This is a genomic window from Blastococcus colisei (genome assembly GCF_006717095.1).
Lineage (GTDB): Bacteria > Actinomycetota > Actinomycetes > Mycobacteriales > Geodermatophilaceae > Blastococcus_B > Blastococcus_B colisei.
Window position 1 is genome coordinate 861,227 of the sequence record NZ_VFQE01000002.1, and the last position, 24,645, is coordinate 885,871.

The 24,645-nt window shown below is 72.6% G+C and carries 25 protein-coding genes; 14 read left to right on the forward strand and 11 right to left on the reverse strand.

The annotated features are described in order from the left end of the window. Positions 1–55: 55 nt before the first annotated feature. The 4 genes from FHU33_RS23600 to FHU33_RS23615 form a co-directional block, all read right to left on the reverse strand. Entirely contained in the window at positions 56–1,270 is a 1,215-nt protein-coding gene (locus tag FHU33_RS23600; protein WP_142027980.1) for an acyl-CoA dehydrogenase family protein, read from the reverse strand. Positions 1,271–1,386: 116 nt separating this feature from the next. Beyond that, complete coding sequence (locus FHU33_RS23605) at positions 1,387–2,241, reverse strand: MaoC family dehydratase (RefSeq protein WP_142027981.1); 855 nt, start codon at positions 2,239–2,241, stop codon at positions 1,387–1,389. Position 2,242: 1 nt separating this feature from the next. Next, on the reverse strand, positions 2,243–3,595 hold the full coding sequence (locus tag FHU33_RS23610) for a 3-oxoacyl-ACP reductase (RefSeq protein WP_142027982.1): 1,353 nt from the start codon (positions 3,593–3,595) through the stop codon (positions 2,243–2,245). 106 nt (positions 3,596–3,701) lie between these two features. Beyond that, positions 3,702–4,985, reverse strand: a complete 1,284-nt coding sequence (locus tag FHU33_RS23615) for an acetyl-CoA C-acetyltransferase (RefSeq protein ID WP_142027983.1) — start codon at positions 4,983–4,985, stop codon at positions 3,702–3,704. Between the two features lie 102 nt (positions 4,986–5,087). Here FHU33_RS23615 and FHU33_RS23620 point away from each other — a divergent pair, with 102 nt between their 5' ends. Together FHU33_RS23620 and FHU33_RS23625 are read left to right on the forward strand one after the other, a co-directional pair. Next, positions 5,088–5,777, forward strand: a complete 690-nt coding sequence (locus tag FHU33_RS23620) for a TetR family transcriptional regulator (protein WP_142027984.1) — start codon at positions 5,088–5,090, stop codon at positions 5,775–5,777. Continuing rightward, on the forward strand, positions 5,774–7,822 hold the full coding sequence (locus FHU33_RS23625) for an acyl-CoA dehydrogenase family protein (protein ID WP_246064170.1): 2,049 nt from the start codon (positions 5,774–5,776) through the stop codon (positions 7,820–7,822). The genes FHU33_RS23620 and FHU33_RS23625 overlap by 4 nt, the downstream gene beginning before the upstream one ends. Before the next feature lie 391 nt (positions 7,823–8,213). Here FHU33_RS23625 and FHU33_RS23630 read toward each other — a convergent pair whose 3' ends face one another. Continuing rightward, positions 8,214–11,051, reverse strand: coding sequence for a SpoIIE family protein phosphatase (locus FHU33_RS23630; protein WP_142027985.1), 2,838 nt, complete (start codon positions 11,049–11,051; stop codon positions 8,214–8,216). A gap of 170 nt (positions 11,052–11,221) precedes the next feature. Between FHU33_RS23630 and FHU33_RS23635 the strand changes: the two genes are divergently transcribed. Both FHU33_RS23635 and FHU33_RS23640 read left to right on the forward strand, forming a co-directional pair. Continuing rightward, entirely contained in the window at positions 11,222–12,319 is a 1,098-nt protein-coding gene (locus tag FHU33_RS23635; protein ID WP_142027986.1) for an EAL domain-containing protein, read from the forward strand. Between the two features lie 64 nt (positions 12,320–12,383). Beyond that, positions 12,384–12,557, forward strand: coding sequence for a DUF1059 domain-containing protein (locus FHU33_RS23640; protein WP_142027987.1), 174 nt, complete (start codon positions 12,384–12,386; stop codon positions 12,555–12,557). Between the two features lie 39 nt (positions 12,558–12,596). Here FHU33_RS23640 and FHU33_RS23645 read toward each other — a convergent pair whose 3' ends face one another. Then, positions 12,597–13,520: an aldo/keto reductase gene (locus FHU33_RS23645; RefSeq protein ID WP_142027988.1), complete on the reverse strand. Its 924-nt coding sequence runs from the start codon at positions 13,518–13,520 to the stop codon at positions 12,597–12,599. Between the two features lie 270 nt (positions 13,521–13,790). On the opposite strand from FHU33_RS23645, the gene FHU33_RS23650 reads away from it, so the two are divergent. Then, a complete protein-coding gene (locus FHU33_RS23650) occupies positions 13,791–14,075 on the forward strand; it encodes an HU family DNA-binding protein (RefSeq protein WP_026857957.1) in 285 nt (94 codons plus the stop codon). 138 nt (positions 14,076–14,213) lie between these two features. After that, entirely contained in the window at positions 14,214–15,470 is a 1,257-nt protein-coding gene (locus FHU33_RS23655; RefSeq protein WP_142027989.1) for a serine hydrolase domain-containing protein, read from the forward strand. Positions 15,471–15,559: 89 nt separating this feature from the next. On the opposite strand, the gene FHU33_RS23660 is transcribed toward FHU33_RS23655, so the two are convergent. Continuing rightward, positions 15,560–16,021 carry a MaoC family dehydratase gene (locus FHU33_RS23660; RefSeq protein ID WP_142027990.1) on the reverse strand — a complete coding sequence of 154 codons (462 nt, stop codon included), beginning with the start codon at positions 16,019–16,021 and terminating at the stop codon, positions 15,560–15,562. Positions 16,022–16,137: 116 nt separating this feature from the next. On the opposite strand from FHU33_RS23660, the gene folP reads away from it, so the two are divergent. The 6 genes from folP (at position 16,138) to FHU33_RS23685 (ending at position 20,894) form a co-directional block, all read left to right on the forward strand. Next, positions 16,138–16,950, forward strand: a complete 813-nt coding sequence (gene folP, locus FHU33_RS23665) for a dihydropteroate synthase (RefSeq protein ID WP_246064172.1) — start codon at positions 16,138–16,140, stop codon at positions 16,948–16,950. A gap of 180 nt (positions 16,951–17,130) precedes the next feature. Continuing rightward, positions 17,131–17,385 (forward strand): VOC family protein, encoded by a 255-nt coding sequence (locus FHU33_RS23670; protein WP_211355334.1) that lies wholly within the window; start codon positions 17,131–17,133, stop codon positions 17,383–17,385. Further along, positions 17,361–17,513, forward strand: coding sequence for a VOC family protein (locus tag FHU33_RS25575; protein ID WP_211355335.1), 153 nt, complete (start codon positions 17,361–17,363; stop codon positions 17,511–17,513). Before FHU33_RS23670 ends, FHU33_RS25575 begins: the two co-directional genes overlap by 25 nt. A 123-nt stretch (positions 17,514–17,636) precedes the next feature. Next, positions 17,637–18,062 (forward strand): PaaI family thioesterase, encoded by a 426-nt coding sequence (locus FHU33_RS23675; RefSeq protein ID WP_142027992.1) that lies wholly within the window; start codon positions 17,637–17,639, stop codon positions 18,060–18,062. Positions 18,063–18,157: 95 nt separating this feature from the next. Further along, positions 18,158–19,753 (forward strand): 4-coumarate--CoA ligase family protein, encoded by a 1,596-nt coding sequence (locus FHU33_RS23680; protein WP_142027993.1) that lies wholly within the window; start codon positions 18,158–18,160, stop codon positions 19,751–19,753. A 148-nt stretch (positions 19,754–19,901) separates the two neighbouring features. Then, positions 19,902–20,894 carry an NAD(P)H-quinone oxidoreductase gene (locus FHU33_RS23685; protein WP_142027994.1) on the forward strand — a complete coding sequence of 331 codons (993 nt, stop codon included), beginning with the start codon at positions 19,902–19,904 and terminating at the stop codon, positions 20,892–20,894. Between the two features lie 5 nt (positions 20,895–20,899). Here the strand turns inward: FHU33_RS23685 and FHU33_RS25240 are convergent, their stop codons facing one another. Genes FHU33_RS25240 through FHU33_RS23705 form a run of 3 tightly spaced genes read right to left on the reverse strand, consistent with a single transcriptional unit; the run spans position 20,900 to position 22,546 of the window. After that, positions 20,900–21,517, reverse strand: coding sequence for an anti-sigma factor family protein (locus FHU33_RS25240; protein ID WP_170182672.1), 618 nt, complete (start codon positions 21,515–21,517; stop codon positions 20,900–20,902). After that, positions 21,514–22,041 carry a sigma-70 family RNA polymerase sigma factor gene (locus FHU33_RS23700; protein ID WP_142027995.1) on the reverse strand — a complete coding sequence of 176 codons (528 nt, stop codon included), beginning with the start codon at positions 22,039–22,041 and terminating at the stop codon, positions 21,514–21,516. Before FHU33_RS23700 ends, FHU33_RS25240 begins: the two co-directional genes overlap by 4 nt. A 4-nt stretch (positions 22,042–22,045) precedes the next feature. Next, on the reverse strand, positions 22,046–22,546 hold the full coding sequence (locus FHU33_RS23705) for a COG4315 family predicted lipoprotein (RefSeq protein WP_211355336.1): 501 nt from the start codon (positions 22,544–22,546) through the stop codon (positions 22,046–22,048). 136 nt (positions 22,547–22,682) lie between these two features. On the opposite strand from FHU33_RS23705, the gene FHU33_RS23710 reads away from it, so the two are divergent. Both FHU33_RS23710 and FHU33_RS23715 read left to right on the forward strand, forming a co-directional pair. Further along, a complete protein-coding gene (locus FHU33_RS23710; protein ID WP_142027996.1) occupies positions 22,683–23,228 on the forward strand; it encodes a bacterial proteasome activator family protein in 546 nt (181 codons plus the stop codon). 101 nt (positions 23,229–23,329) lie between these two features. Further along, positions 23,330–23,524 carry a DUF1707 SHOCT-like domain-containing protein gene (locus FHU33_RS23715; protein ID WP_170182673.1) on the forward strand — a complete coding sequence of 65 codons (195 nt, stop codon included), beginning with the start codon at positions 23,330–23,332 and terminating at the stop codon, positions 23,522–23,524. On the opposite strand, the gene FHU33_RS23720 is transcribed toward FHU33_RS23715, so the two are convergent. Continuing rightward, positions 23,493–24,410 carry a slipin family protein gene (locus tag FHU33_RS23720; RefSeq protein WP_142027998.1) on the reverse strand — a complete coding sequence of 306 codons (918 nt, stop codon included), beginning with the start codon at positions 24,408–24,410 and terminating at the stop codon, positions 23,493–23,495. The two genes, FHU33_RS23715 and FHU33_RS23720, sit on opposite strands and share 32 nt — an antisense overlap. Positions 24,411–24,645 lie beyond the last annotated feature (235 nt).

Genomic DNA, 24,645 nt, shown 5'->3' on the forward strand with positions numbered 1-24,645 from the left:
GTCCGGTACCGGGCTGTTGTCTACAACCGTGCACGATCGCCGGGCCGGTCGCGCGTCAGCGGACGTGCACGCCGGAGATCGTGCGGGCGATGACCAGCCGCTGGATCTCCGAGGTGCCCTCGAAGATCGTGTAGATCTTGGCGTCCCGGGCCATCCGCTCGACCGGGTACTCGCGCGTGTAGCCGTTGCCACCGAGGATCTGCATGGCCTTCTCGGTGACCCGGACGGCGGTCTCCCCGGCGACGAGCTTGGACATCGACCCCTCGGCGGCGGTGAACTGCTGGCCGTTGCGCGCCATCCACGCCGCACGCCACACCAGCAGCCGGGCGGCGTCGATGGAGGTCTTCATGTCGGCGAGCAGGAACGCGATCGCCTGGTTCTCGATGATCGGCCGGCCGAACTGCACCCGCTGCCTGGCGTAGTCGAGCGCGTAGTCGTAGGCGGCCCGCGCCACCCCGACCGCCTGCGCACCGACGGCGGGACGGGTGCGCTCGAACGTGGCCATGGACGGCTGGGTACGGCCGCTCTTCACGCCCTCGCGCGCCCGTGCCAACCGTTCCTCGAGCTTCTCGCGACCACCGAGCAGGTAGTTGCCGGGGATCCGGCAGCCGTCGAGCACGACCTCGGCGGTGTGCGAGGCGCGGATGCCGTGCTTGAGGAACTTCTGCCCCTGGGCGATCCCCTTCGTACCCGGGGGGACGACGAAGCTGGCGTGGCCCCGGGCCTTCAGTTCGGGGTCGACGACGGCGGTGACCACGTGGATGTCGGCGATCCCGCCGTTGGTGGCCCAGGTCTTGGCGCCGGTGAGCACCCATTCGTCGGTCGCCTCGTCGTAGACCGCCCGTGTGCGCATCGCCCCGACGTCGGAACCGGCGTCGGGCTCCGAGGAGCAGAACGCGGCGACCTTCGGCTCCTCCACGGTGCCGAACATGGCGGGGATCCACTGTCCGACCTGCTCGTCGGTGCCGTTCGCGCGCACGGAGGCCGCCGCGAGGGTGGTGCCGACGATCGCCAGCCCGATCCCGGCGTCACCCCAGAAGAGCTCCTCCATGGTGAGCGGGATGCCGAGGCCGGACTCGTCGAACCACTGGGTGGCGAAGAAGTCGAGGGAGTAGAGCCCGATCTTCGCGGCCTCCTGCAGCACCGGCCAGGGGAACGCCTCGCGCTCGTCGTACTCGGCGGCCGCGGGGCGTACGACGTTCGCGGCGAAGTCGTGCACCCACTTCTGCAGCTCGAGCTGGTCCTCGGTCAGGTCGAACGAGACGGCCATGCGGGCCCTCCTGTGCTCGTGTCGTTGGGCGCGCGTCGTCTCCGCGCCATAGGCATAGGAACCTTTACCTATGTCCTGGGCGCCCCGAACGGGGGTAAAGGTTCCTATGCCTGCGGTCAGGCGGGGCGGATCGTCGCGACGACGTGCTCGGTGCCGCTCGTGGCGTTGCGGACGGCGGCGTCCCAGCCGCCGTCGGCCTGCGCCGTGGACAGGGTGACGGTCGACGGCAGGAACAGCGGCTTGCGGAATTCGACGTCGATGCTCAGCGCGTCCGGCAGCCGGCCCGCCAACGCTCCCAGCACGCGGGCCTTCACCCACATGCCGTGGGCGATCGCCCGCTTGAAGCCGAACGCCTTCGCGGTCAGTCCCGACAGGTGGATCGGGTTCACGTCGCCGGAGACCTTGGCGTAGCGGCGTCCGGCGTCGTCCGGGATCCGCCAGGTGGCGGCCGCCCGCTCCAGGTCGCCGACGGCGACCTCGACGTCGGCCTCCGGCGCGCCCTCGGGCGCCTTCGCGCCGCGGGAGAGGTAGGTGGAGCGCGAGCGCCACACCTCCTGGCCGCCGGCCGTGGCCGCCGCGCACAGGTCGACGGCGGCGCCACTGCGGTGGGTCGCGAAGTTCTCGGCCCACACCTCGAGGTCCAGCCGGGCGTCGGCGCCGACCGGCCACAGCACGTCGATCCGGTTGCGCACGTGCACCAGCCCCGGCAGCGCCAGGGGGAACGAGCGGTCGCTCATCAGCGCCATCTGCAGCGGGAAGGTGAGCATGTGCGGGTACGTCGCTGGCAGGACGTCGTTCAGCGGCAGCCGGCAGACCCGCGTGTACGCGGCGAGGTGGGCCGGATCGACCTGGACGCCCCTGCGCGCGAGGTGGGTGTCGGGGAGGTCGCCGCCCCGTCCCCGTGCCGTGACGGCGGCCTTCGCGTACAGCTTGCCGAGGTTCGGCGCCTCGTCCAGGACGGTGACGGCCATGTCAGGCGCCCAGCATCGACTGGCCGCAGACCCGCACGGTCTGGCCGTTGACACCGGCGCTGCCCGGCTGCGTCAGCCAGGCGATCGTCTCGGCGACGTCGACCGGCAGCCCGCCCTGCTGCAGCGAGTTGATCCGCGAGCCGATCTCGCGGGTGCCGAAGGGCATCTTCGCCGTCATCTCGGTGACGATGAAGCCCGGCGCGACGGCGTTGATCGTGGCGTTCCGCTCGGCGAACTGCGGCGCCCACGCCCGCACCATGCCGATGACGCCGGCCTTGCTCGCCGCGTAGTTGGTCTGCCCGCGGTTGCCGGCGATGCCCGATTGCGAGCTCACGCAGACGACCCGCGCGCCCGGCTTGAAGACGTCGCCGTCCAGCAGCGCCTGGGTGATGTCCAGCATCGCCTGGAGGTTGACCGCCATGACGGAGTTCCAGCGGGCGGCGTCCATGTTGACCAGCAGCTTGTCGCGGGTGATCCCGGCGTTGTGGACGACGACGTCGACCCCGCCGTGCCGCTCCTCGAGGTGCTCGATCAGCCGCTGGGCCGCGTCGGACGCGGTGATGTCGAGCTGCAGCGCCGTCCCGCCGATCTCGTTGGCGACCTCGGCCAGCTTGTCGCCGGCGGCGGGGATGTCGACGGCGACGACGTGCGCGCCGTCCCGGGCCATGACCTTCGCGATCGCGGCGCCGATGCCGCGCGCGGCACCGGTGACGACGGCGACCTTGCCGGCCAGCGGCTTCTCGTCGTCGGCGGCGACCGGGATGTCGGCCGAGGAGACGCTCATGACCTGGCCGTCGACGTAGGCCGAGCGGCCGGAGAGGAAGAACCGCACCGGCGAGGCGATGGAGCCCTCGGCTCCCACGGGGACGTGGACCAGGTTCGCCGTCGAGCCGCCGCGGAGCTCCTTCGCGATGGAGCGGACCAGTCCGTCCAGCGCCTGGCGGGCGGCCGCCTGCGCCGGGGAGTCCGCGTCGGAGGGCGGGTCGGCCAGGATCAGCACCCGCCCGGTGGCCCGGAGCCGCTTGACGGCGGGGGCGAGGAAGTCGTGCGCGCTGGCCAGGTCGGCCGGGGTGCGCAGACCGGTGGCGTCCAGGATCACCGCGGCCGGCTTCTCGCCGTCGGTCGCGCCGTCGGCGGTGACCGGCGACTGGACGTGCACCCCCTCGGCGCGCAGGAGCTCGGTCAGCGCGTCACGAAGCCGCCCCTCCCCCGCCGAGCCGATGACCGCCGGGCCCGGCAGCAGCGGCTGGCCCGGCTCGTAGCGGCGGAGGACCGCCGGCCGGGGCAGGCCGAGGTTCTCGGTGATGGTGGTGCCGAAGCCGGAGTTCGCGAAGTCGCGGTACCAGTCGCTCACGGTTCTGGGGTTCCTTCCGAGAGGAGAGCGTTTATGGCCATAAACGCCGGGAGGGGGCCAACGGCCGGGGCGTTCGGGGCGTTTATGGCCATAAACGCCCCTCGGGTCAGGACTCGAGGATGGCGACGACGCCCTGGCCGCCGGCGGCGCAGATGGAGATGAGTCCACGCTTGCCCGGGCCGGCCTCGTGCAGCTGCTTGGCCAGCTGGGCGACGATCCGGCCGCCGGTCGCCGCGAACGGGTGCCCGGCGGCCAGCGAGGAGCCGTTGACGTTGAGCTTCGACGGGTCGATCGGCCCCAGCGGGGCGTCGAGGCCGAGCTTCGTCTTGCAGAAGTCCTCGTCCTCCCAGGCCTTCAGCGTCGCGAGCACGGTGGAGGCGAACGCCTCGTGGATCTCGTAGAAGTCGAAGTCCTGCAGCGACAGGCCGTTGCGGGCCAGCATCACCGGCATCGCGTAGACCGGCGCCATCAGCAGGCCCTCGCCGCCGTGCACGTAGTCGACGGCGGCGGTCTGCGCGTCGACCAGGTGGGCGAGCACCGGCAGGCCGTTCTCGGCGGCCCACTCGTCGGAGGCGAGCAGCACGGTCGAGGCGCCGTCGGTGAGCGGCGTGGAGTTGCCCGCCGTCATCGTGGCGCCCTCCCCCTTGCCGAAGACCGGCTCGAGCTTCGCGAGCTTCTCGACCGAGGAGTCCGGCCGCAGGTTGTTGTCGCGAGCCAGCCCCAGGAACGGGGTGACCAGGTCGTCGAAGAAGCCGCGGTCGTAGGCGGCGGCCATGTTCCGGTGCGAGCGGACGGCGAGCTCGTCCTGCTCCTCGCGGCCGATCTGCCACTCCTCGGCGGTGATGGCGGCGTGGTCGCCCATGGCCAGGCCGGTGCGCGGCTCGGCGTTGCGCGGGATCTCGGGGACGAGCTGACCGGGGCGGATCCTGCCGATCGCCTTCAGCCGGTCCTGCAGCGTCCTGGCGTTGTTCAGGGAGATGAGCACCCGCCGCAGGTCGTCGCCGACGGCCAGCGGCGCGTCGGAGGTGGTGTCGACGCCGCCGGCGATGCCGGACTCGATCTGACCCAGCGCGATCTTGTTGGCGACGAGGATCGCGGCCTCGAGGCCGGTGCCGCACGCCTGCTGCACGTCGTAGGCCGGGGTGGTGGCCGAGAGCTTCGACCCGAGCACGGACTCCCGCGTCAGGTTGAAGTCGCGGGCGTGCTTGAGGACGGCGCCGGCGACGACCTCGCCCAACTGCTTGCCCTGCAGCCCGAAGCGGGCGACCAGGCCGTCGATCGTCGCGGTGAGCATGTCCTGGTTGGACGCCTGGGCGTAGGCGGAGGTGGAGCGCGCGAACGGGATCCGGTTCCCGCCGACGATTGCGGCCTTGCGGGTCAGGGCTGCCATCGGAACCTCCGGGGTCGGGTGGGTTGGCCGGTACTCAGAGTACGCGGTACTATGCTTCACATGAAAGCCGAGGCGGTGAGACGCTCGTCGCAGGCCACTGCAATGCCCGACAGGGCTGCGGACGACCTCCGCGCCCAGGAAAATGTCGCCGACACCCGTGACCGCCGCGACTCGAGGTGGGACGAGCACCGGCGCACGCGCCGTGAACAACTCGTCCAGGCGACGCTGGCCGCCGTCAGCCGGCACGGCGCCGGGGTCGGCATGGACGAGATCGCGGCCGAGGCCGGCACCAGCAAGACCGTCGTCTACCGGCACTTCGCCGACCGCGCCGAGCTCTACGTGGCGGTCTGCAACCGGGTGGCCGCGCAGCTCCTGCCGAAGCTGCGGGACGCGATGGAGAGCAGCGGCCATCCCCGCGGGATGGTCGCCGCCGCGATCGACACCTACCTGACGTTCATCGAGGCCGACCCCGAGCTGTACCGGTTCGTCGTCGACCAGCAGACCCTCGACCGCCCGACCACCGACCCGCTCACCAGCCTGTCCGACCTCATCGGCGCGCAGGTGGCGGCCGCGATCAGCGTCACCCTGCAGCAGGGCGGCCACGACCCGGCGCCCGCGGCGCCCTGGGGCCACGGCGTGGTGGGGATGGTCCGCGCGGCCGCCGACTGGTGGCTGCGCGCCGAGCGCCCCATGCTGCGCGGCGAACTCGCCGCACACCTCACCGATCTCGCCTGGGCGGGACTCTCCGGCGTCGTCACCATCCCTGAAGCCCCGAGCAAGGAGGACAAGTGAGCAGCAGCGTTCCCACGTCGGTGGACCCCGGCAAGCTGCGCGAGGTCATGGACGGGCGCTGGGCCCACATCCGCCGCGACGCCCGCGAGAACCTCCGCGACCCGGACTTCCTGCCGGTCTACGGCGAAACGATGCAGGAGGCCCGCGAGCGGGTGACGCGGGCGGCCAAGAAGCTGGCCGACTCCGGCCGCGTCGGCCTCGGCTTCCCCAAGGAGTTCGGCGGCGAGGCCGACTCCGGCGCCTCGGTGATCTCCATCGAGATGCTGGCGTTCGGCGACCTGTCGCTGATGGTGAAGGCCGGCGTCCAGTGGGGGCTGTTCGGCGGTGCCCTGGAGCTGCTCGGCACCCGCCGGCACCACGAGGAGTACCTGCGCGACGTGATGAGCTTCGACCTGCCCGGCTGCTTCGCGATGACCGAGACCGGCCACGGCTCCGACGTCCAGCAGCTGCGGACGACGTGCACCTACGACCCGGCCACGGAGTGCTTCGACCTGCACACCCCGCACCAGGCCGCGCGCAAGGACTACATCGGCAACGCGGCCGAGGACGGGCGCCTTGCCGTGGTCTTCGCGCAGCTGATCACCCAGGGGAAGAACCACGGTGTGCACGCCTGGCTGGTGCCGATCCGGAACGGGGACGGCTCGCCCTGCGAGGGCGTCACGATCGGGGACGACGGCCCGAAGGCCGGCCTGCCCGGCGTGGACAACGGCCGGCTCACGTTCGACCACGTGCAGGTCCCGCGCGACATGCTGCTGGACCGGTACGGCCAGGTCGCGGCCGACGGCACGTACACCTCGAGCATCGAGAACGAGACCCGGCGCTTCTTCACCATGCTCGGCACGCTGGTGCGCGGACGGGTCAGCGTCGGTGGCTCGGCCTCCTCGGCCACCAAGATGGCGCTCGACATCGCGGTCCGGTACGGCGACGTCCGTCGCCAGTTCGCCGCGCCCGGCGAGGACCGCGAGATCGTCATCAACGACTACCTGGTGCACCAGCGCAAGCTGCTGCCGGCGCTGGCCAGGACCTACGCGCTGCACTTCGCGCAGAACACGCTGGTCGAGACGATGCACGACGTCCAGACCGCCGTCCACGTGCACGGCGAGCAGATCGACGAGGAGGCCCAGCGGGAGCTGGAGTCGCGGGCCGCCGGGCTCAAGGTGGCCCAGACCGCGCACGCGACGGCGACCATCCAGATGTGCCGCGAGGCCTGCGGCGGGGCCGGCTACCTGCAGGAGAACCGGCTGCCGCACCTCAAGGCCGACACCGACGTCTTCACCACCTTCGAGGGCGACAACACCGTCCTGCTGCAGCTGGTCGCCAAGGGGCTGCTCACCGGCTACCGCGACGCGTTCGGCTCCCTGGAGGGCTGGGGCAAGGTCGGGTTCATCGCCGACATGGTGCGGGAGACCGTGCTGGAGCGGACGGCGGCGCGTGCGCTGATCGCCCGGCTGGTCGACGCGGTGCCCGGGGTGGACGACGTCCCGATGCTCGAGCGCGGGTGGCAGCTGAAGATGTTCGAGTTCCGCGAGAAGCACGCCCTCGAGGGCGCGATCCGGCGGCTGCGGAAGAACTCGACCACCGACGGCATGGCGCCGTTCGACATGTTCAACGACGTCCAGGACCACGTGCTGAAGACGGCGCAGACGCACATCGACCGCGTCGTCCTCGAGGCCTTCGTCGCCGGCGTCGACCGCACCGAGGACCCCGCGGCCAAGGTGCTGCTGGACACGGTCTGCGACCTCTACGCGCTGTCGACGATCGAGGCGGACAAGGCCTGGTTCCTCGAGCACGGGCAGCTCACCGCCGCCCGCGCCAAGCTGCTGACCGCCACGGTCAACCAGCTGCTCAAGGAGCTGCGGCCGCACCTGATCACCCTGGTCGACGGGTTCGCCATCCCGGCCGAGTGGAAGGCCGCGCGGATCCTCGAGGAGGAGGCCGACCGCCAGGAGGCGATGGCCGCCCGCGACGCCGAGCTGCGGACGCAGAACGGAGAGGACACCCCGCAGGGCACCGCCACCGACCTGGAGGTCGCCCCCGCCCAGTAGCAAGAGGGCCAGCACGCCACACCTCGCACGCTCGGCGCGGGGCCCTGAACGGTGGCCGTTCCAGCACGTCACCGCCCGAGCGGGCGGCTTTCCCGCACAGTGGTGCCCTGCCCGCTGAGCGACCCTGTTGGCCTATTGCTGTGCGTGTTGCCGTACACGCCGCCGCGTGGCCACGATCGCGCACAGCAGGAGCGCCGGCGCCGGGCAACAACGGCACGTCAAGCCGCCTGAACGGCCGTTAGGCCGCGCCATGACCCGGCTCAACGTCAGGGCGGGCGGCTCAACCCGCACGACGTCGGCACCGCTGCCGGCGGCGACAGGGTCCTGAGCGGGGCAGAGCACGACTGTGCGAGATGAGGGCCCGTGACCGACGGCGTCCTCGGCCGCCCGGTCAGGCCTCGGTACCGGCCCCGGGGAGAACGTCGGGCACCGGCTCGATGCTCGCCGGGACCTGCTGGGGGCCGGCCTCCGCCGGGCGCGGCCGGTCCTGCGGGTGCAGCCGGATGGCGAGGATGGCCACGTCGTCCTCCGCGTCGGGCAGGAAGAGCCGCTCGAGCACCTCGTCGCAGAGGTCGTCGAGGGACATGCCGGCACACATCTCGAGCACGGCGACCAGCTCGGCGGTACCGGCATCGACGTCCCGGTCCCGCCGCTCCACGAGCCCGTCGGTGTACAGGAACACCGTCGCACCGGCCTCGAGGGCCGTGGTGTGCTCGTGGCGCTGCTGGTCCGGGGACACGCCCAGCAGCAGGTCGGGGTGCTCGTCGAGCAGGTGGGCCTTCCCGTCGGCGGTCAGCACGGCCGCCGGCGGGTGCCCCGCACTCGACCACCGGAGCACGGCGCGGCGGGCCCGGAGGTCGTCCTGCTCCTGTTCGAGGCGGGCGACCAGCGCCGTCGCCATCGTGTCCAGCGCCAGGCCCTCGACGGCGCGGTCGAGGCCGGCCAGCACGTCGGCCGGCCCGTGGCCGCTGGAGTACGCGATGCCGCGGAGCAGGCCGCGCACCTGACCCATCGCCGCAGCCGCTCGGGTGTCGTGGCCGACGACGTCGCCGATCGCCAGCACCGTCGCGCCGTCGGACTGCAGGAACGCGTCGTACCAGTCGCCGCCGATCTCAGCGCCCTCGGCGGCCGGCACGTAGCGGACGGCGATCTCGCTGTGGTCGGGCTCCGGGGGCGCGGTGAGCATGCTGCGCTGCAGCGCGACGGCGAGGTCGCGCTGCTGGAGGTAGAGCTGCGCCTGGTGCAGGGCGAGGCCGGCCCGCCGGCCGATCTCCAGCGCGGTCTCGATCTCGTCGGCGGTGTGCGGCCCCCGCTCGGCACCATTGAGCAGGCACAGCACGCCCAGCGTCTCGCCGCGCGTGACCAGGGGCACGGCTGCGACCGCGGTCGGGGCCAGCGACCGCAGCGCCTCACGGGCGGCGGGATCGGACAGCGACCGGGCGATGCGCTCCGGCCGCAGCTCGGGGATGACCAGCGGCTGACCGGTGCGATGGACGATCCGCGGTGCGCTCTCGTCGGTGGCCGTCGCGGTCATCAGCGCGACGTAGGCGGCCACCTCGTCCGCCCGGGACGGGTCGCGGTGCGCCGACGCGGTCTCACGCATCTGGCCGTGGTCGTCGCCGGTGACGATCCAGCACCAGTCGCCGAGGGAGGGGACGACGAGGGAGGCCAGGCGCGCCAGCTGCTCGGAGACGTCCAGGGTGTTCGACAGCAGGCGGCCGGCATCGGCCAGTAGCTGCAGGCGCTGGTTGGCCGCGGTCATCGCCGCGACGGCGGCCGTGCGCTCGGCGGCGGCCTGCAGACGTGAGGCGGTGAGCGCGATCTGCGCGGTCAGGGCCTCGAGCACCTCGATGTCGTCGGCGGTGAACTCATGGGCGGTGCTCCACACGGCGACGAAGCTGCCGAGCAGCCGGCCCTCGACGCGCAGCGGCAGCGCCGCCAGGGCCTCGACGCCGAGCAGCGTCGCACCCTCCTCGCTGTCGGGGAACCGGTCGACCAGCGCCCGGCGGTCGGTGAAGAGCAGCCGCGTCCCCCGCCGGGCCACGTACTGGGTGGGTCCGGCGTCGTCGAGCGCAACCTCCACCCCGTGCGGCGTCAGCTCGACGTCGGACGCCACCGTGCGCACGGCCTGGGCCAGCTCGCTCGACAGGTGCATGCGCAGCACGCCGTCGGACTCGAGCACGGCCAGGCCGCTGGAGGAAGCACCCAGGACCTGCGCCCCCCGCAGCGTGACCCCGGCCAGCTGGTCGATCCGGTTGGCGTTGGCCAGCTCCGCCGCGACCTCGGCGATCGCCGCCGCCCGCTGCACCGCCGACAGCCGCTGAGCTGCCTGCCGGCGAGCATCGGTGACGTCGAGCATCGTGCCGAGCATCCGCACCGGCTCGCCGCGCGCATCGGTGATGATGCGCCCGCGGGCCACCATCCACCGTTCGGCACCGTCGGCGCGGAGCGCGCGCAGCTCGCTGGTGTACTGGCCGCCTTCGGCGTGTGCGGTCTCCATGGGCGCGACGACGGCGGCCCGGTCGTCGGGATGGACGTAGCCCTCCAGCAGCTCGTCCAGCGTCGCGAACTGGGTCGCGCCGTGGAGCCCGAAGAGCGCGGCGCAGCGCTCGTCCCAGATGACGGCGCCGGTCTTCAGGTCGCTCTCCCAGATGCCGATCGAGCTGGCCTCCAGCGCCACCTCCAGCCGGGCCAGCGACGTGCCGATCGCGGACCGGGCGGCCGAGAGCTCGAGCTCGGCGGTCACCGACGTGGCCAGCTGCATGAGCAGCTCCGCGTCGTCGTCGGTCCACGGCCGCGGCACGGGGTCGTAGACGGCCAGGGCGCCGATGAGGTGCCCGGACGCCGCCACGAGCGGTGAGCCCAGGTAGGCGCGCACCTGGCCCGATGTCACGGCCGGCAGGTGGGCGATGCGCAGGTCCGACCCCGCGTCGGGCAGGTTCAGCGGACTGCCCTGCTGGACGACGATGGCGGAGAGGGCGCCGGTCAGCAGCGCCGGCCCCCCGATGACGCCGGGCGGCAGCCCGTAGCCACCGATGACGGTGTCCTCGTCGGTGAAGATCGTGACCTTGGCGTGGCCGGCACCGACCAGCCGGGCGGCCAGGCGGGAGAGCCGGTCGAACGCTGCCGCCCCCGGCACCTCCACGAGCAGCCGGCGCGCGGCCGCCACCCGGTGCGGGTCGTGCAGCACGCCGTCCTCAGGTGGCAGCAGAGCATCCTGAGCGGACACACGCCCCCCTTCCCCGACTCCTGGCGGCGTCCTGAGCGGACTTCCGGCGGCCACATGCTTCCACGGCGGCGCGCCGGAACCGACAGCCGCGCCCGCACCACGCACCCCTCGGGGTCAGACACCGCGCCGCGGCACTCAAGAGATCATCCGCAACGACCGATGTCGAGGACATGTTGCGTACGCGCACGCGGGGCCTGCCGGACTGCCGTCCGCTGCTCGCCGACCCCGACGACATGACGCTGGTCTTCCAGCCGATCGTCGACCTCGCCGGCGCCACGGTCGCCGGCTACGAGGTGCTGGCCCGCTTCCCGGGCGCCTCCGGACCCGACGTCTGGTTCGCCGCCGCCGCCGAGGCCGGAATCGCCGCCGAGCTCGAGGCCCTGGCCATCCACAAGGCGCTGGCCACCGTCGACTCGCTGCCTCCGGACACCTTCCTCACCGTCAACGTCAGCCCCCACATCCTCGGCTCGGAGCCGGTGCAGCACGCCCTCGCCGCGCGGCCGGACCTGCGCCGCGTCGTCGTCGAGCTCACCGAGCACACACCCGTCCACGACCTGGCCGCCCTGCGCCGCCAGTGCGACGACCTGCGCAACCGCGGCGCGCTCATCGCCCTCGACGACGCCGGCAGCGGGTACTCGGGCCTGCAGCAGCTCGCCGCGCTGCGACCGCAGGTCGTGAAGCTCGACCGTGCGCTGGTGAGCGACGCCGACACCGACCCGGTACGCGTCGCCCTCGCCGAGATGCTCGGGGAGTTCGCGGGACGGATCGACGCCTGGCTGCTCGCCGAGGGGATCGAGACGCCCGCCGAGCTCGCCGCGTTCGCCCAGCTCGGCGTCCCGCTGGCCCAGGGGTGGCTGCTCGGCCGGCCCGGCCCGGGTTTCGCGCCGCTGTCTGCCGAGGCCACCGACCTGGTCCGGGCCCAGGTGGCGCGGGCGCGGCTCACCGACAGCGTGGCCGGTCTCGTCCGCCCCGTCCGCCAGCACACTCCGGACGACGAGATGCCCGTCGTCCCGCCGGTGGTGCTGCTCGGATCGCAGGGCGAGCCGACCGGCCTCGTGCTGCACGACCCGCGCACGGGCGAGATCTACCAGGCCCCGGTCTCCCTGCGCGTCCACCCCACGACCGACGTCACCGAGGCGCTGCAGCGGGCGCTCACCCGGTCGCCCGCCGTCCGCTTCGACCCGGTCCTCTGCACCGACCCCTCGGGCCACGTGCTCGGCCTGCTGCGCATCGAGGACCTCGCAGCCGCGGCCCGGAAGAGCCGCTGACCAGAGCCCCCGGCCGCCCCGGCCGGACGCACCACCCCCGCCACGACGACAAGGAGTCCACCCCATGAAGACCTTCGCCTGCGGAGACGTCATCCCCGGCTGCGGCGCCCGCTTCTCGGCCGCCGACGAGGACGGCATCTTCAGCCAGGTCGCCGGCCACGCGGCCGCCGACCACGGCGTCACCGACATCACCCCGGAGCTGGTCCAGGCCGTCCGGGACCGCATCGTCAGCGTCTGACGCGCCGGGTGGGGGCGGCTCCCGGCCGTCCCCACCCGCTCAGGCCGACGCCTCGTCGAGGAGCGCCCGCTGCTCGTCGGTGAGCACCATGTCCTGCATCGGCAGCAGATCGGCCAACTGCTCGACGCTCCGGCCGCTGGCGATCGGCGCCACGACCGCCGGCTGATCGGCCAGCCAGCGCAGCGCGACCGCCGGCACCGGCATCCCCTGGGCGTCGGCCACCTGCGCCAGCGCTGCCAGCACCCGGTCGCCCCGCTCCCCCACGTAGGCCGACGCCTTCGTGGCCCGTGGTGAATCGACCTGCTCGCCGGCGCGGTACTTGCCGGTCAGGAAACCCTTGGCCAGGCCGTAGTACGGCAGCACGCCCAGGCCCCGGTCGACCGCGACGTCGCGGAGCTCGTCCTCGAAGACGGGCCGCTCCATCAGGTTGTAGTGCGTCTGCAGCGCCGCGTACCGGGCCTTCCCGATCTTCTCCGCCGTCTCCAGCGCCTCCACCAACCGCGCCGCCGAGTAGTTCGACGCCGCCACGTACCGGACCTTGCCCGACTGCACCAGCTCGTCGAAGGCGGTGACGGTCTCCTCCAGCGGCGTCGTCTCGTCGTCGTAGTGCGCGTAGTAGACGTCGATGACGTCGGTCTGCAGGTTGCGCAGCGACCGCTCGGCGGCGCTCCGGATCTCCGCTGCCGCCAGCGGGTGCTCCTTCGTGCCCCGGGAGGCCTTGGTGGCGACGACGACGCGGTCACGGGTGCCGCGGGCGGCCATCCACGCCCCCAGGATCCGCTCCGACGTGCCGTCGCCGTAGCTCTCGGCGGTGTCGACGAACGGGGCCTCGGTGCTCGGCGTCGCGTCGAGGTAGCGGTCCAGCAGCGCGAAGGACGTCGGCTCGTCCGCCGTCCAGCCGAAGACGTTGGCGCCCAGGCAGAGGGCGCTCACGGTCAGGTCCGTCCCAGGCAGCTGCGGCATGTCCCCACGCTAGGCGGGGACGCCGCTGCCCGCCGTCCGCACGAGTGGTGCGGATGTGGTCAACGGTTCATCCGCGGCCGTTTTGGGGACCCCTGGGTGGCCAGACGCCGGGGCGACATGGCACGGTGCGCGGGGTCCGCCTTCCCGGAAGTCCCGGATTCCCGGGTCATCCGCGCTCCGAGCGCGGATGCGGGAAGGTCCCCACCGGGGGACGGAGCCGGCCGCGTGCCGAGCCCTGGCACCTGCCACCGCACACACGAGAGGAACCTCATGAACAAGGCCGAACTGGTCTCCGCCATCGCCAAGCGCGCCGACGTCCCGGCCTCCACCGTGGACTCGGTCCTCGCCGGGCTGCAGGACGAGCTCGTCGAGGCGATCACCCGCGGCGAGAAGGTCGCCGTCTCCGGCCTGCTGACCGTCGAGCGCACGCAGCGCTCGGCGCGCACCGGCCGCAACCCGCAGACCGGTGAGTCGATCGACATCCCCGCCGCCAACACCGTCAAGGTGACCGCCGGCTCGAACCTCAAGAAGGCCGCCAGCTCCGTTCCGGTCTGAGCCGGACGTCTTCCTGCGCCACCTCCGCCGTCGGGCGGCTGCCTGACCCCGTGTGGTCCGGCCCACAACGTCGTGGGTCAGGATGCGGGTACAGGCGCCGCCCGACGGCGGACGGCGTTCGGGCCACCGGAGGTTCATGTGGGCAGTGATCTGACCGTCAGCACCGATCCGGCCGAGGTGGGCTTCGACCCGGCCCGGCTCGGGCGGATCGACCGGCGGCTGGCCCGCTGGGTCGACGACGGGCAGCTGCCCGGATTCCTCGTCACGGTGGCCCGGCACGGCAGGCTCGTGCACGTCGGCCGCCAGGGGCTGCGCGATGTCGAGGACGGCCTGCCGGTGGAGGAGGACACCCGCTGGCGGATCTTCTCGATGACCAAGCCGGTCACCTCCGTCGCGGCGATGATGCTGTACGAGGAGGGCGCGTTCGAGCTGGGCGACCCGATCGCGAAGTGGCTGCCCGAGTTCGCCGAGACCCGCGTCTACGTGGCCGGTTCGTCCCAGCGGCCGGTCACCGTGCCGCAGGTGGAGCCGATCCGCGTCCGGCACCTGCTCACCCACACGTCCGGGCTCACCTACGGCTTCCACAACACGCACCCGGTCGACGCGATGTACCGGGCGATGGGCCACGACTGGGGCAGCCCGCCGGGCGCCGACACCGCCGAGGTGTGCCGCCAGTGGGCGTCGGTCCCGCTGCTCTTCCAGCCGGGCAGCGAGTGGAACTACGGCGTCTCCACCGACGTCCTCGGCCGGCTGGTCGAGGTGCTCTCCGGTCAGCCCCTCGACGAGTTCTTCGAGCAGCGGATCTTCGCGCCCCTGGGCATGCGGGACACGTCCTTCGGTCTGCGCGAGGGGGATGACCTCGAGACGCTGGCCCGCCTGTACGCCGCCGTCCCCGGGCAGCCGGGGGGCGCTGCCACCGGTTTCGCGCCGATCGACGCCATGGGCCAGGCCGCGCACAGCAAGCCCGCGTTCCTCTCCGGCGGTGGCGGGCTGGTCTCCACGGCAGGTGACTACCTGCGGTTCGTCGAGCTGCTCCGCCGTGGGGGCTCCTACGACGGCGGGCGGCTGCTGGGATCGCGCACGATCGCCTACATGACCCGCAACCACCTGCCGGGCAACGCCGACATCGAGGCCTTCGGCCGGCCCGTGTTCGCCGAGACGCCGCTGCGCGGGGTGGGCTTCGGCCTCGGTTTCTCGATGGTGATCGACCCCGCGAAGTACGGCGTCGTCTCCAGCCTCGGCGACTACAGCTGGGGCGGCGCGGCGTCCACGGCGTTCTACGTCGACCCGGTCGAGGACATCACCGTCAGCTTCTACACGCAGCTCCTGCCCTCGAGCACCCTGCCGATCCGCAACTACCTGCGCGCCCTGGTCAACCAGGCCCTCGTCGACTGATCCGCTCCACCGGGCACCAGGCATAGGAACCTATACATGCGTATTCGGGCCCGAAACGCATGTATAGGTTCCTATGCCTCAGGCGGGCGTCAGAGGTAGCGGCGGTAGACGACGGTGGCGACCATCGCCGGCTTGGTGCCGCCGTCGATCTCCATCGTGACGCCGAGGTTCATGGCGATGCCGCCCTCGAACGGAGTGGCCGCCTCGAGGGTGGCGCCGGCCCGCACGCGCGCGCCCACGGGCACCGGCGAGGGGAAGCGCACCTTCTCCGTGCCGTAGTTGACACCCATCCGGAAGCCCGTGATCTCGATGATCTGCGGCATCAACGAGGGGATGAGCGACAGTGTCAGGTAGCCGTGCGCGATGGGGCCGCCGAACGGGCTCTCCTTCTTCGCGCGCTCAGGGTCGACGTGGATCCACTGGTGGTCGCCGGTGGCCTCCGCGAACCGGTTCACCTGCCCCTGGGTGATCTCCACCCAGTCGCTGTAGCCCAGGTGCTGGCCGACCAGTCCCTGCACGCCCTCGATGCCCTCGACGGTCGTCTGCGCCATGGAAGCCCCCTCCCGCTCGATCTGATTGGCTGACTCCACCACACCGGCGTCGTCGAGGAGGGAACGGGTTGCTCCGGATCGGTGCGCTGGATGTGCCAGACGGTGACTTCGTCCTGATGGCGATCGTGAACCGGACACCCGACTCGTTCTACGACCGCGGCGCGACCTACGCCATGGCCGCGGCGATGGAACGGGTGGATCGCGTCGTCGCCGAGGGCGCGGACATGGTGGACGTCGGTGGTGTGAAGGCCGCCCCCGGCGAGGACGTCGACGCCGCGGAGGAGATCCGCCGCACCGTCGACCTGGTCGCCGCCATCCGCACGGCGCACCCGGCACTGCCGATCTCCATCGACACCTGGCGGGCGGAGGTCGCGCGCGAGGCCCTGGCCGCCGGCGCCGACGTCGTCAACGACGCCTGGGGCGGGGTGGACCCGTCGCTCGCGGGGGTGGCGGCGGCCGCCGGGGCCGGCATCGTCTGCACGCACGCCGGCGGGCTGCCGCCGCGGACCCGCCCGCACCGGGTGCAGTACGACGACGTCGTGGCCGACATCGTCATGCGGACGACGGCGCTGGCCGAGGCCGCCGTCGCGGCGGGCGTGGACCGCGACCGGGTGCTGGTCGACCCCGGGCACGACTTCGGCAAGAACACCCGGCACTCGCTGGAGGCCACCCGCCGGCTGGATGAGCTCGTCGCGACGGGCTGGCCGGTGCTGGTGGCGCTGTCGAACAAGGATTTCGTGGGCGAGACCCTCGACGTCCCCTTGGCGGAGCGGCTGACCGGCACCCTGGCCGCGACCGCCGTCAGCGCCTGGCTCGGGGCGCGGGTGTTCCGCGCGCACGATGTCGCCGCCACCCGGCAGACGCTGGACATGGTGGCCTCGATCCGCGGCGACCGGCCGCCCGCGCGAACGGTCCGCGGCCTCGCGTGAGCTGCGTGGTGATCAGGGTCCCTGATCACCACGGGTCCTACCTCGCGGTCGACCGTGCGGGAGGACGCCACACGGTGAGGGAGGACGCCGCCTGATCGCCTCCCGTGGCACTTCCACGGTTGCACCAGCGGGTCTAGCCTCCGCCGCGTCGGATCCGGACCACACCCCGAGGAGGCCGCCATGAGCGGTCGGGTCGTGCACTTCGAGGTTCCCTACGACGACGGGGACCGAGCGCGGAGCTTCTACAAGGAGGCGTTCGACTGGCAGCTCATGGAGATGCCGGAGATGGGCTACACGATCGTGATGTCAGGCCCCAGCGGCGACAGCGGCCCGACCGAATCGGGCTTCATCAACGGCGGCATGCTGTCGCGCGAGCAGGCGGCGACCCGCGGACCTGTCCTCGTCGTCGAGTGGACAGCATCGAGGACTCGCTGAGGAGGATCGGCGAGCTCGGCGGCTCCACCGTCGTCGGGAAGACGCCGGTCGGCGAGATGGGCTTCGCGGCCTACTTCACCGACCCGGAAGGCAACGTCATGGGTCTGTGGGAGACCGCCCGCACCTGAGCTCCGCGATGATCAGCTGAGGCTGATCATCAGGGGTCCTACCTCACCGTCGACGGTGAGGTAGGACCCCTGACGACCAGGTGACCTGATCGTTCTCGTACCGCCCTCGCTAGGTTGCCGGGCATGGCCGCCACCGGGTTCCTGACCGTCGACGAGCTCAACGCCCTCCTCCCGGGCACCTTCCCCGGGCTCCTGGGCATCGTCATCGACACGCACGAGCGCGGGCGGCTCACCAGCCATCTCGACATCCGGCCCGAGCTGCTGGCGCCCAACGGCTACCTGCACGCCGGCACCGTCGTCACGCTCGCCGACACCAGTTGCGGACTGCCCACGCGGGCGCTGCTGCCCGAGGGGTCGACCGGCTTCACCACCATCGAGCTGAAGAGCAACCACCTCGGCACCGCGCGCGAGGGACGGATCGCCTGCACGGCGACGAACGTCCACGCCGGCCGGACGACGCAGGTCTGGGACGCCGTCGTGTCGAACGCCGGGACGGGTAAGACCATCGCGCTGTTCCGCTGCACGCAGTCGGTGCTCTGGCCCCGGTGAACGGATCGATGGGGCGAACCCGCGGGTAACCCCCTTGTGGCGCCCGACACGCCAGGTGTGAGACTGGCGCCACACCAGCACTGAGGAGGAGCCCCGTGGCCCTGGCCAGCCCGTATCCCGATGTCGAGATCCCGAACCTGTCGGTGCCCGAGTTCGTCCTGGCCGCCGGCAAGGAGCGCCCGGACGCACCCGCACTGATCGACGGCCTCAAGGGCGACGTGATCACGCACGGTCAGTTGGCCGCGTACGTCGACCGGGTCGCCGCGAACCTGCACGCCCGTGGGCTGCGCAAGGGCGACGTCGTCGCCGTCTTCTGCCCGAACACGCCCTGGTTCCCGGTGGTCTTCCACGGCATCGCCGCCGCCGGCTGCGTGATGAGCCCGATCAACTCGCTCTACACGCCCGACGAGATCGCCTTCCAGCTGAAGGACTCCGGCGCGAAGATCCTGATCACGATCTCGCTGTTCCTGGACCGCGCCGCCGCGGCCGCCGAGAAGTCGCCGGTCGACGAGATCGTCGTGCTCGACGGCGCCGAGGGTCACGCCAACCTGTTCGACCTGCTCGGCGCCGACGCGCCGTCGGTCCAGGTGGACATCGACCCGGCCAACGACCTGGTCACCCTGCCCTACTCCAGCGGCACGACCGGCCTGCCCAAGGGCGTCATGCTCACCCACCGCAACCTGGTGGCGAACGTGGCGCAGTGCCGGCCACTGATCAGCCTCGGCGAGGACGAGCGGATCATCGCCGTCCTGCCGTTCTTCCACATCTACGGCCTCACGGTGCTCATGAACCAGGGCCTGGCGTGGGGCGGCGCGGTGGTGACGCTCCCCCGCTTCGACCTCGAGGACTTCCTGCGCACCATCCAGGACCACAAGATCACCCGAGCGTTCGTCGCGCCCCCGATCCTGCTGGCCATGGCGAAGCACCCGGTGGTCGACAAGTACGACCTGTCGTCGCTGACCTCGATCCTCTCCGGCGCCGCTCCGCTGGACGAGCAGCTGGCCCTGGCCGCCCAGAGCCGGCTCCGCAAGGGCGCCGAGGACGGCGTCACCGTGGGCCAGGGCTACGGCATGACGGAGCTGTCGCCGGTCTCGCACACGACCCCCGACCCGGGCTGCGAGCCTCCGGGCGCGCAGACCGACGTCCCCAAGGGCTCGGTCGGCTACGCGATCCCCAACACCGAGTGCCGGCTCATCGACCCGGGCACCGGCGAGGACGCGGCGCCCGGGGCCAGCGGCGAGCTGTGGATCCGCGGTCCGCAGGTCATGAAGGGCTACCTCAACAACGCCGAGGCGACGGCGAACACCGTCGACTCCGACGGCTGGCTGCACACCGGTGACGTCGCGATCGTCGACGACGAGGGTCGCTACACCGTGGTCGACCGCGTCAAGGAACTGATCAAGTACAAGGGCTACCAGGTGGCGCCGGCCGAGCTCGAGGCCGTGCTGATCGGCCACCCGGAGATCGCCGACGCCGCCGTGATCGGGGTGCCGGACAAGGAGAGCGGCGAGGAGCTGCCCAAGGCGTTCGTCGTCCGCGCGGCCGGCTCGGAGCTCTCCGAGGAGGCGGTCATGGAGTACATGGCCGGCAAGGTCGCGCCGCACAAGAAGGTGCGCTTCGTCGAATTCATCGACGCGGTGCCGAAGTCGGCGGCCGGCAAGATCCTGCGCAAGGACCTCAAGGCCCGCTGAGCAGCGACCCGCGGCGTCGGGACCTCGGGACGACGTCGTCCGGAGGTCCCGACGCCGTCGTCGTCCCGCCCTTCGTAGAAGGACCCCCTCCTCCCCGCCCCTCGCAGGCTCGGGAACGGTGCCCTGGAGGGGGCCTTAGGGTCGGGCCATGCGTGCGGTGACGGTGACCGAGCCCGGCGGACCCGAGGTGCTCACCTGGGCGGAGGTGCCCGACCCGGTCTGCGGGCCCGGGGAGGTGGTCGTCGACGTCGCGGCGACCGCCGTGAACCGGGCGGACCTCCTCCAGCGGCAGGGCTTCTATCCCCCGCCCAAGGGTGCGAGTGACGTGCTCGGCCTCGAGTGCAGCGGCGTGATCTCCGAGGTCGGCGAGGGCGTCAGCGGCTGGTCGGTCGGCGACGAAGTGTGCGCGCTGCTGTCCGGCGGCGGCTACGCCGAGCGGGTCGCCGTCCCGGTCGGGCAGCTCCTCCCCCGCCCCTCCGGGGTGGAGCTGGCCACCGCGGCCGCCCTCCCGGAGGTCACCTGCACGGTCTGGTCCAACGTCTTCCTCCTCGCCGGCCTCCGGCGGGGGGAGAGCTTCCTCGTGCACGGCGGGTCCAGCGGCATCGGGACGATGGCGATCCAGCTGGCCGCCCGCGCCGGCGCGCGCGTGTTCACGACCGCGGGGACGGCGGCCAAGCTCGACGTGTGCCGCGAGCTCGGCGCGGAGGTCGGCATCAACTACCGCGACGAGGACTTCGTCGAGCGGGTCCGCGAGGCGACCGACGGCCGCGGAGTCGACGTCGTCCTCGACAACATGGGCGGCAAGTACCTGGGCCGCAACGTCGATGCGCTCGCCGTGGGCGGTCGGCTGGTGATCATCGGGATGCAGGGCGGCACGAAGGCCGAGCTGGACATCAGGAAGCTGCTGGGCAAGCGCGCCTCGGTGCACGCCACCGCGCTGCGCTCGCGGCCGGCCACCGGCCGGGGCGGCAAGGCAGAGATCGTGGCGGCGGTCCGGCACGACGTGTGGCCCGACGTCGAGCGTGGCGTCGTCCGCCCGATCGTCGACCGCCGGCTGCCGATGTCCCGCGCTGCCGAGGCGCACCGCGTCGTGGAGGCCAGCGAGCACATCGGCAAGGTGCTGCTGCTGCCCGAGGACTGATGCCCTCAGAGGTCGACCCGCACCAGTTCCCGCCCGCCGTCGCCGAGGAGCACCACCTCGTCGACGGCGTCCGGCTCCACGGGAGCCCACCCGACCCAGCGGCCGTCCCCGTCGGGCGACGCCGGCCACTCCCCTGCCGGGTGCCGGTCGCCGTCGTCCTCAACCGCGACCATCGTGCACGTCTCCCCCGCACGCAGGCCGGCGACCGTGACGTCCAGCGCGCTGCCGCCGCCCTCGGCACTCGCCGTCACGCTGGCCTCCACCGGCCCGGCCGTGGCCGAGCGGGTCCGCTGCTGCTCGCCGGTGAGCCACGCGGTCGCGCCCGCGCCGAGGACGAGCGCGGCGAGCGCGGCCGCCGCGACGAGCAGCAGGCGGACCCGGCGGCGGGGCCGCAGGGCCGCGGCGGCGACGCGCTCGTACAGCTCCGGGGACGGTGCCACCCCCACCGGCGCCAGATCGGCGCGCGGCACCCGGTCGAGCAGACCGGGCAGGGGGGCCAGCTCCGCGAGCTCGGCCGCGCACACGGGGCAGCCGGACACGTGCTGCTCGACCTGCCGGGCCTCACCGGATTCCAGGGCCCCCAGGACGTAGGCGCCCAGTTCGACGGTTCCCGGGCAGCTCACGTCGTCACCCCCCGCTCGGCGAGCGCGAGCTTGAGCGCACGCAGGGCGTAGTAGCAGCGCGACTTCACCGTGCCCGGCGGGATGCCCAGGGCGCGGGCGGCCTCCGCGACACTGCGTCCCCGGTAGTAGGTCTCCACGATCACGGCCCGGTGCTCCTCCGACAGCGCGTGCAGGGCGTCGGCGACCACGATGCGGTCGAGGGCGGCGTCGATCTGGTCCAGGGCCGGCAGGACCGCGAGCGCGGCGTCCCCCACCTCGGTCGGCCGCGCACGGCGGGCCCGGTGGGCGTCGACGGCGAGGTGCTGCGCGACGGTGAACAGCCACGGGCGCAGCGACCGGTCGGGGTCGTCGTCGACCCGGTCCAGGTGACGCCAGGCCCGCAGCAGCGTCTCCTGCACGATGTCCTCCGCGCGGGCCCGGTCGCCGTCGGTCAGCCGGAGCGCGTACGCCAGCAGCACGGGCGCGTGCGCCTCGTAGAGGGCCCGCAGGCTCTCCTCGCGCGCCGTCGCACCGCGGGCCCGCATGCGGTCAGTACGCCGTGTCCGCCGACGACGGCGCCGCCTCGGAGATCTTGGCCCCGTGGGGCGCCACGACCCACCAGACCCCCTGGACGCCCTGACCGGTCACGTCGCCAGCATCGGAGTCCCCGGCGTACGTGTACAGGGGCAGCCCCCCGACGGTCACCTGCCGCGTGCCGTCGTCCCGTTCGATCGTCCCCACGTCCCCGGTGACGCCGTCGACCTCGGGGGCCTCGGCCTCCGCGGTCACCGGCGGCCAGCTCTCCGCGCAGCTGTCCGCGCAGGAGCTGCTTCCCGAGCCGGGCGCGTCCCGGTCGAAGACGTAGACGGCGCGGCCCTCCCCGTCGACCACGATCTCGCCGAGCTCGCTGTCGGCCGTCGCCAGCACGGCGTCGCCGGCCGGTGCCGCCGCGCCGGCAGCGTCGTCCTCCTCCTCGCCGCCTCCGCAGCCGGCCAGCGCGAGCACCCCCAGGGCCGCTGCGGCCACCACCCGTCTCGTCGTCGCGTCCACGGTGTGGCTCCCTCCCGGCGGATCGACCGGCCGCCGTCCCCCTCACCACGGCGCGCGGGTCCCGGCGGTTCAGCCGGCGACCCGGGCTTCCGGGCCTGGCGTTCGCCGTCCCGGCGGGCGGGGCAGGATGGTGGCCATGACTGCATCCGGGAACGGCAGCGAGCGCCCCCAGCACATCGTCGTCGTGGGCCCCGACGGGCAGCCGGTCGGCGCCCTGCCCGTGCCCCAAGGGGACGACGACGGAGACGGCCCGGCCGGCGTCGGCGAGATGGTGGAGCAGCCCGCGAAGGTCATGCGGATCGGCACCATGATCAAGCAGCTGCTGGAGGAGGTCCGGGCCGCACCCCTGGACGACGCCAGCCGCAACCGGCTCCGCGACATCCACGCCGCGTCGATCCGGGAGCTGGAGGACGGGCTGGCACCGGAGCTGCGTGAGGAGCTGGAGCGGATCACGCTGCCGTTCACCGAGGGGGAGACGCCGTCCGACGCCGAGCTTCGGATCGTCCAGGCACAGCTGGTCGGCTGGCTGGAGGGGGTGTTCCACGGCATCCAGACGGCGATCTTCGCTCAGCAGATGGCCGCACGGGCGCAGCTCGAGGAGGGCCGCCGCAAGGCCCTGCCCGGCGGTCAGGCGCCCGGCGGCCAGCAGGACTTCCGCCCCGGCGGCGGTCAGTACCTGTAGGCCTTCGGCAGTTGAACGTCGGGCACCTCGCCACTCCGCCGTGGTGGCAGCGCGGGATGCGGGTGCGCCGACGATGATCGACCGATGGGAGGGGAGTGCTGGTGAGTCCACGCGACGGGGACATCCGTGCGTCGGACGCCGACCGCGAGGAGACCGTGCGCCAGCTCCAGCGTGGGCTCACCCAGGGTCGGCTCACCGTCCACGAGTTCGACGAGCGGGTGCAGGCGGCCTACGCCGCCCGCACCCTCGCCGAACTCACCGAACTCATCCGCGACCTGCCGCGGAGTCTGTGGTGATCGCCGCGGGCACGCCGTCCGCCTGACCGGCGGGCAGTTCGGCTGCCCCGCCGTCCGAGGCCGGCAGCGCTGCCGGAGACGTGGTCGACCCGGACGCCGCCCGCTCATCACCCGCCACCTCCGGAGCGCCGCCGGTGGCGTGCTCGAAGAAGCGCAGCAGCTCCACCGGGATGGGCATCACCAGCGTGCTGTTCTTGTCCGACGCGACGTCGGCGACGGTCTGCAGCAGCCGCAGTTGCAGTGCGCCCGGCGTCGCGCTCATGGCCTCGGCGGCCTGCGCCAGCTTGGACGACGCCTGCAGCTCACCTTCGGCGTCGATGACGCGCGCTCGCCTGTCCCGCTCTGCCTCGGCCTGCCGCGACATCGAGCGGCGCATCCCCTCGGGCAGCGAGATGTCCTTGACCTCGACCCGATCGATCTTGATCCCCCAGTCCTCGGTGGGAGTGTCGATCACGGCCCGGAGCTCGCTGTTGATCTGCTCCCGGTCCGAGAGCAGGGTGTCCAGGTCGGCCCGACCGATGACCGACCGGAGCGATGTCTGGGAGACCTGCGACGTGGCGATCATGTAGTTCTCCACGTTGATGACTGCCCGGACCGGGTCGACCACGCGGAAGTAGACGACGGCGTCGACGCCGACGGTCACGTTGTCCCGGGTGATGGTTCCCTGCGACGGAACGTCGAGGACCAGGGTCTGCACCGGCACCTTCGTCATCCGGTCGACGAAGGGGATGATCAGGCGCAGCCCGGGTTCCCGGACGCTGGGCAGCAACCGGCCGAACCGCAGCACGATGCCGCGCTGGTACTGCTGGACCGCTTGGACGCTCGCACTCAGCAGCACCACTGCGAGCACCCCGACGACGGCAAGAACGATGAGCAGAATCTCCATGCGGAGCCACCTCCACGGTCGGCGCGGTGGCGTCAGGACGATCCCACGGCACCTGCGGCGCCGACCCGTCCCGCTCCATCCTCCCAGCTCGGACGGCCGTGTGCCGTTTGCCCACGATGCGACGCCTCGGGCGGTCATCCTCAGCGGGTGGCTCCCCGGAACGCGCTCGGGGGCCACCCGCCGATGACGGACCGGTCAGCGATCCCGCTCGAGAAGGCCCGGGTGACCGCTGCGG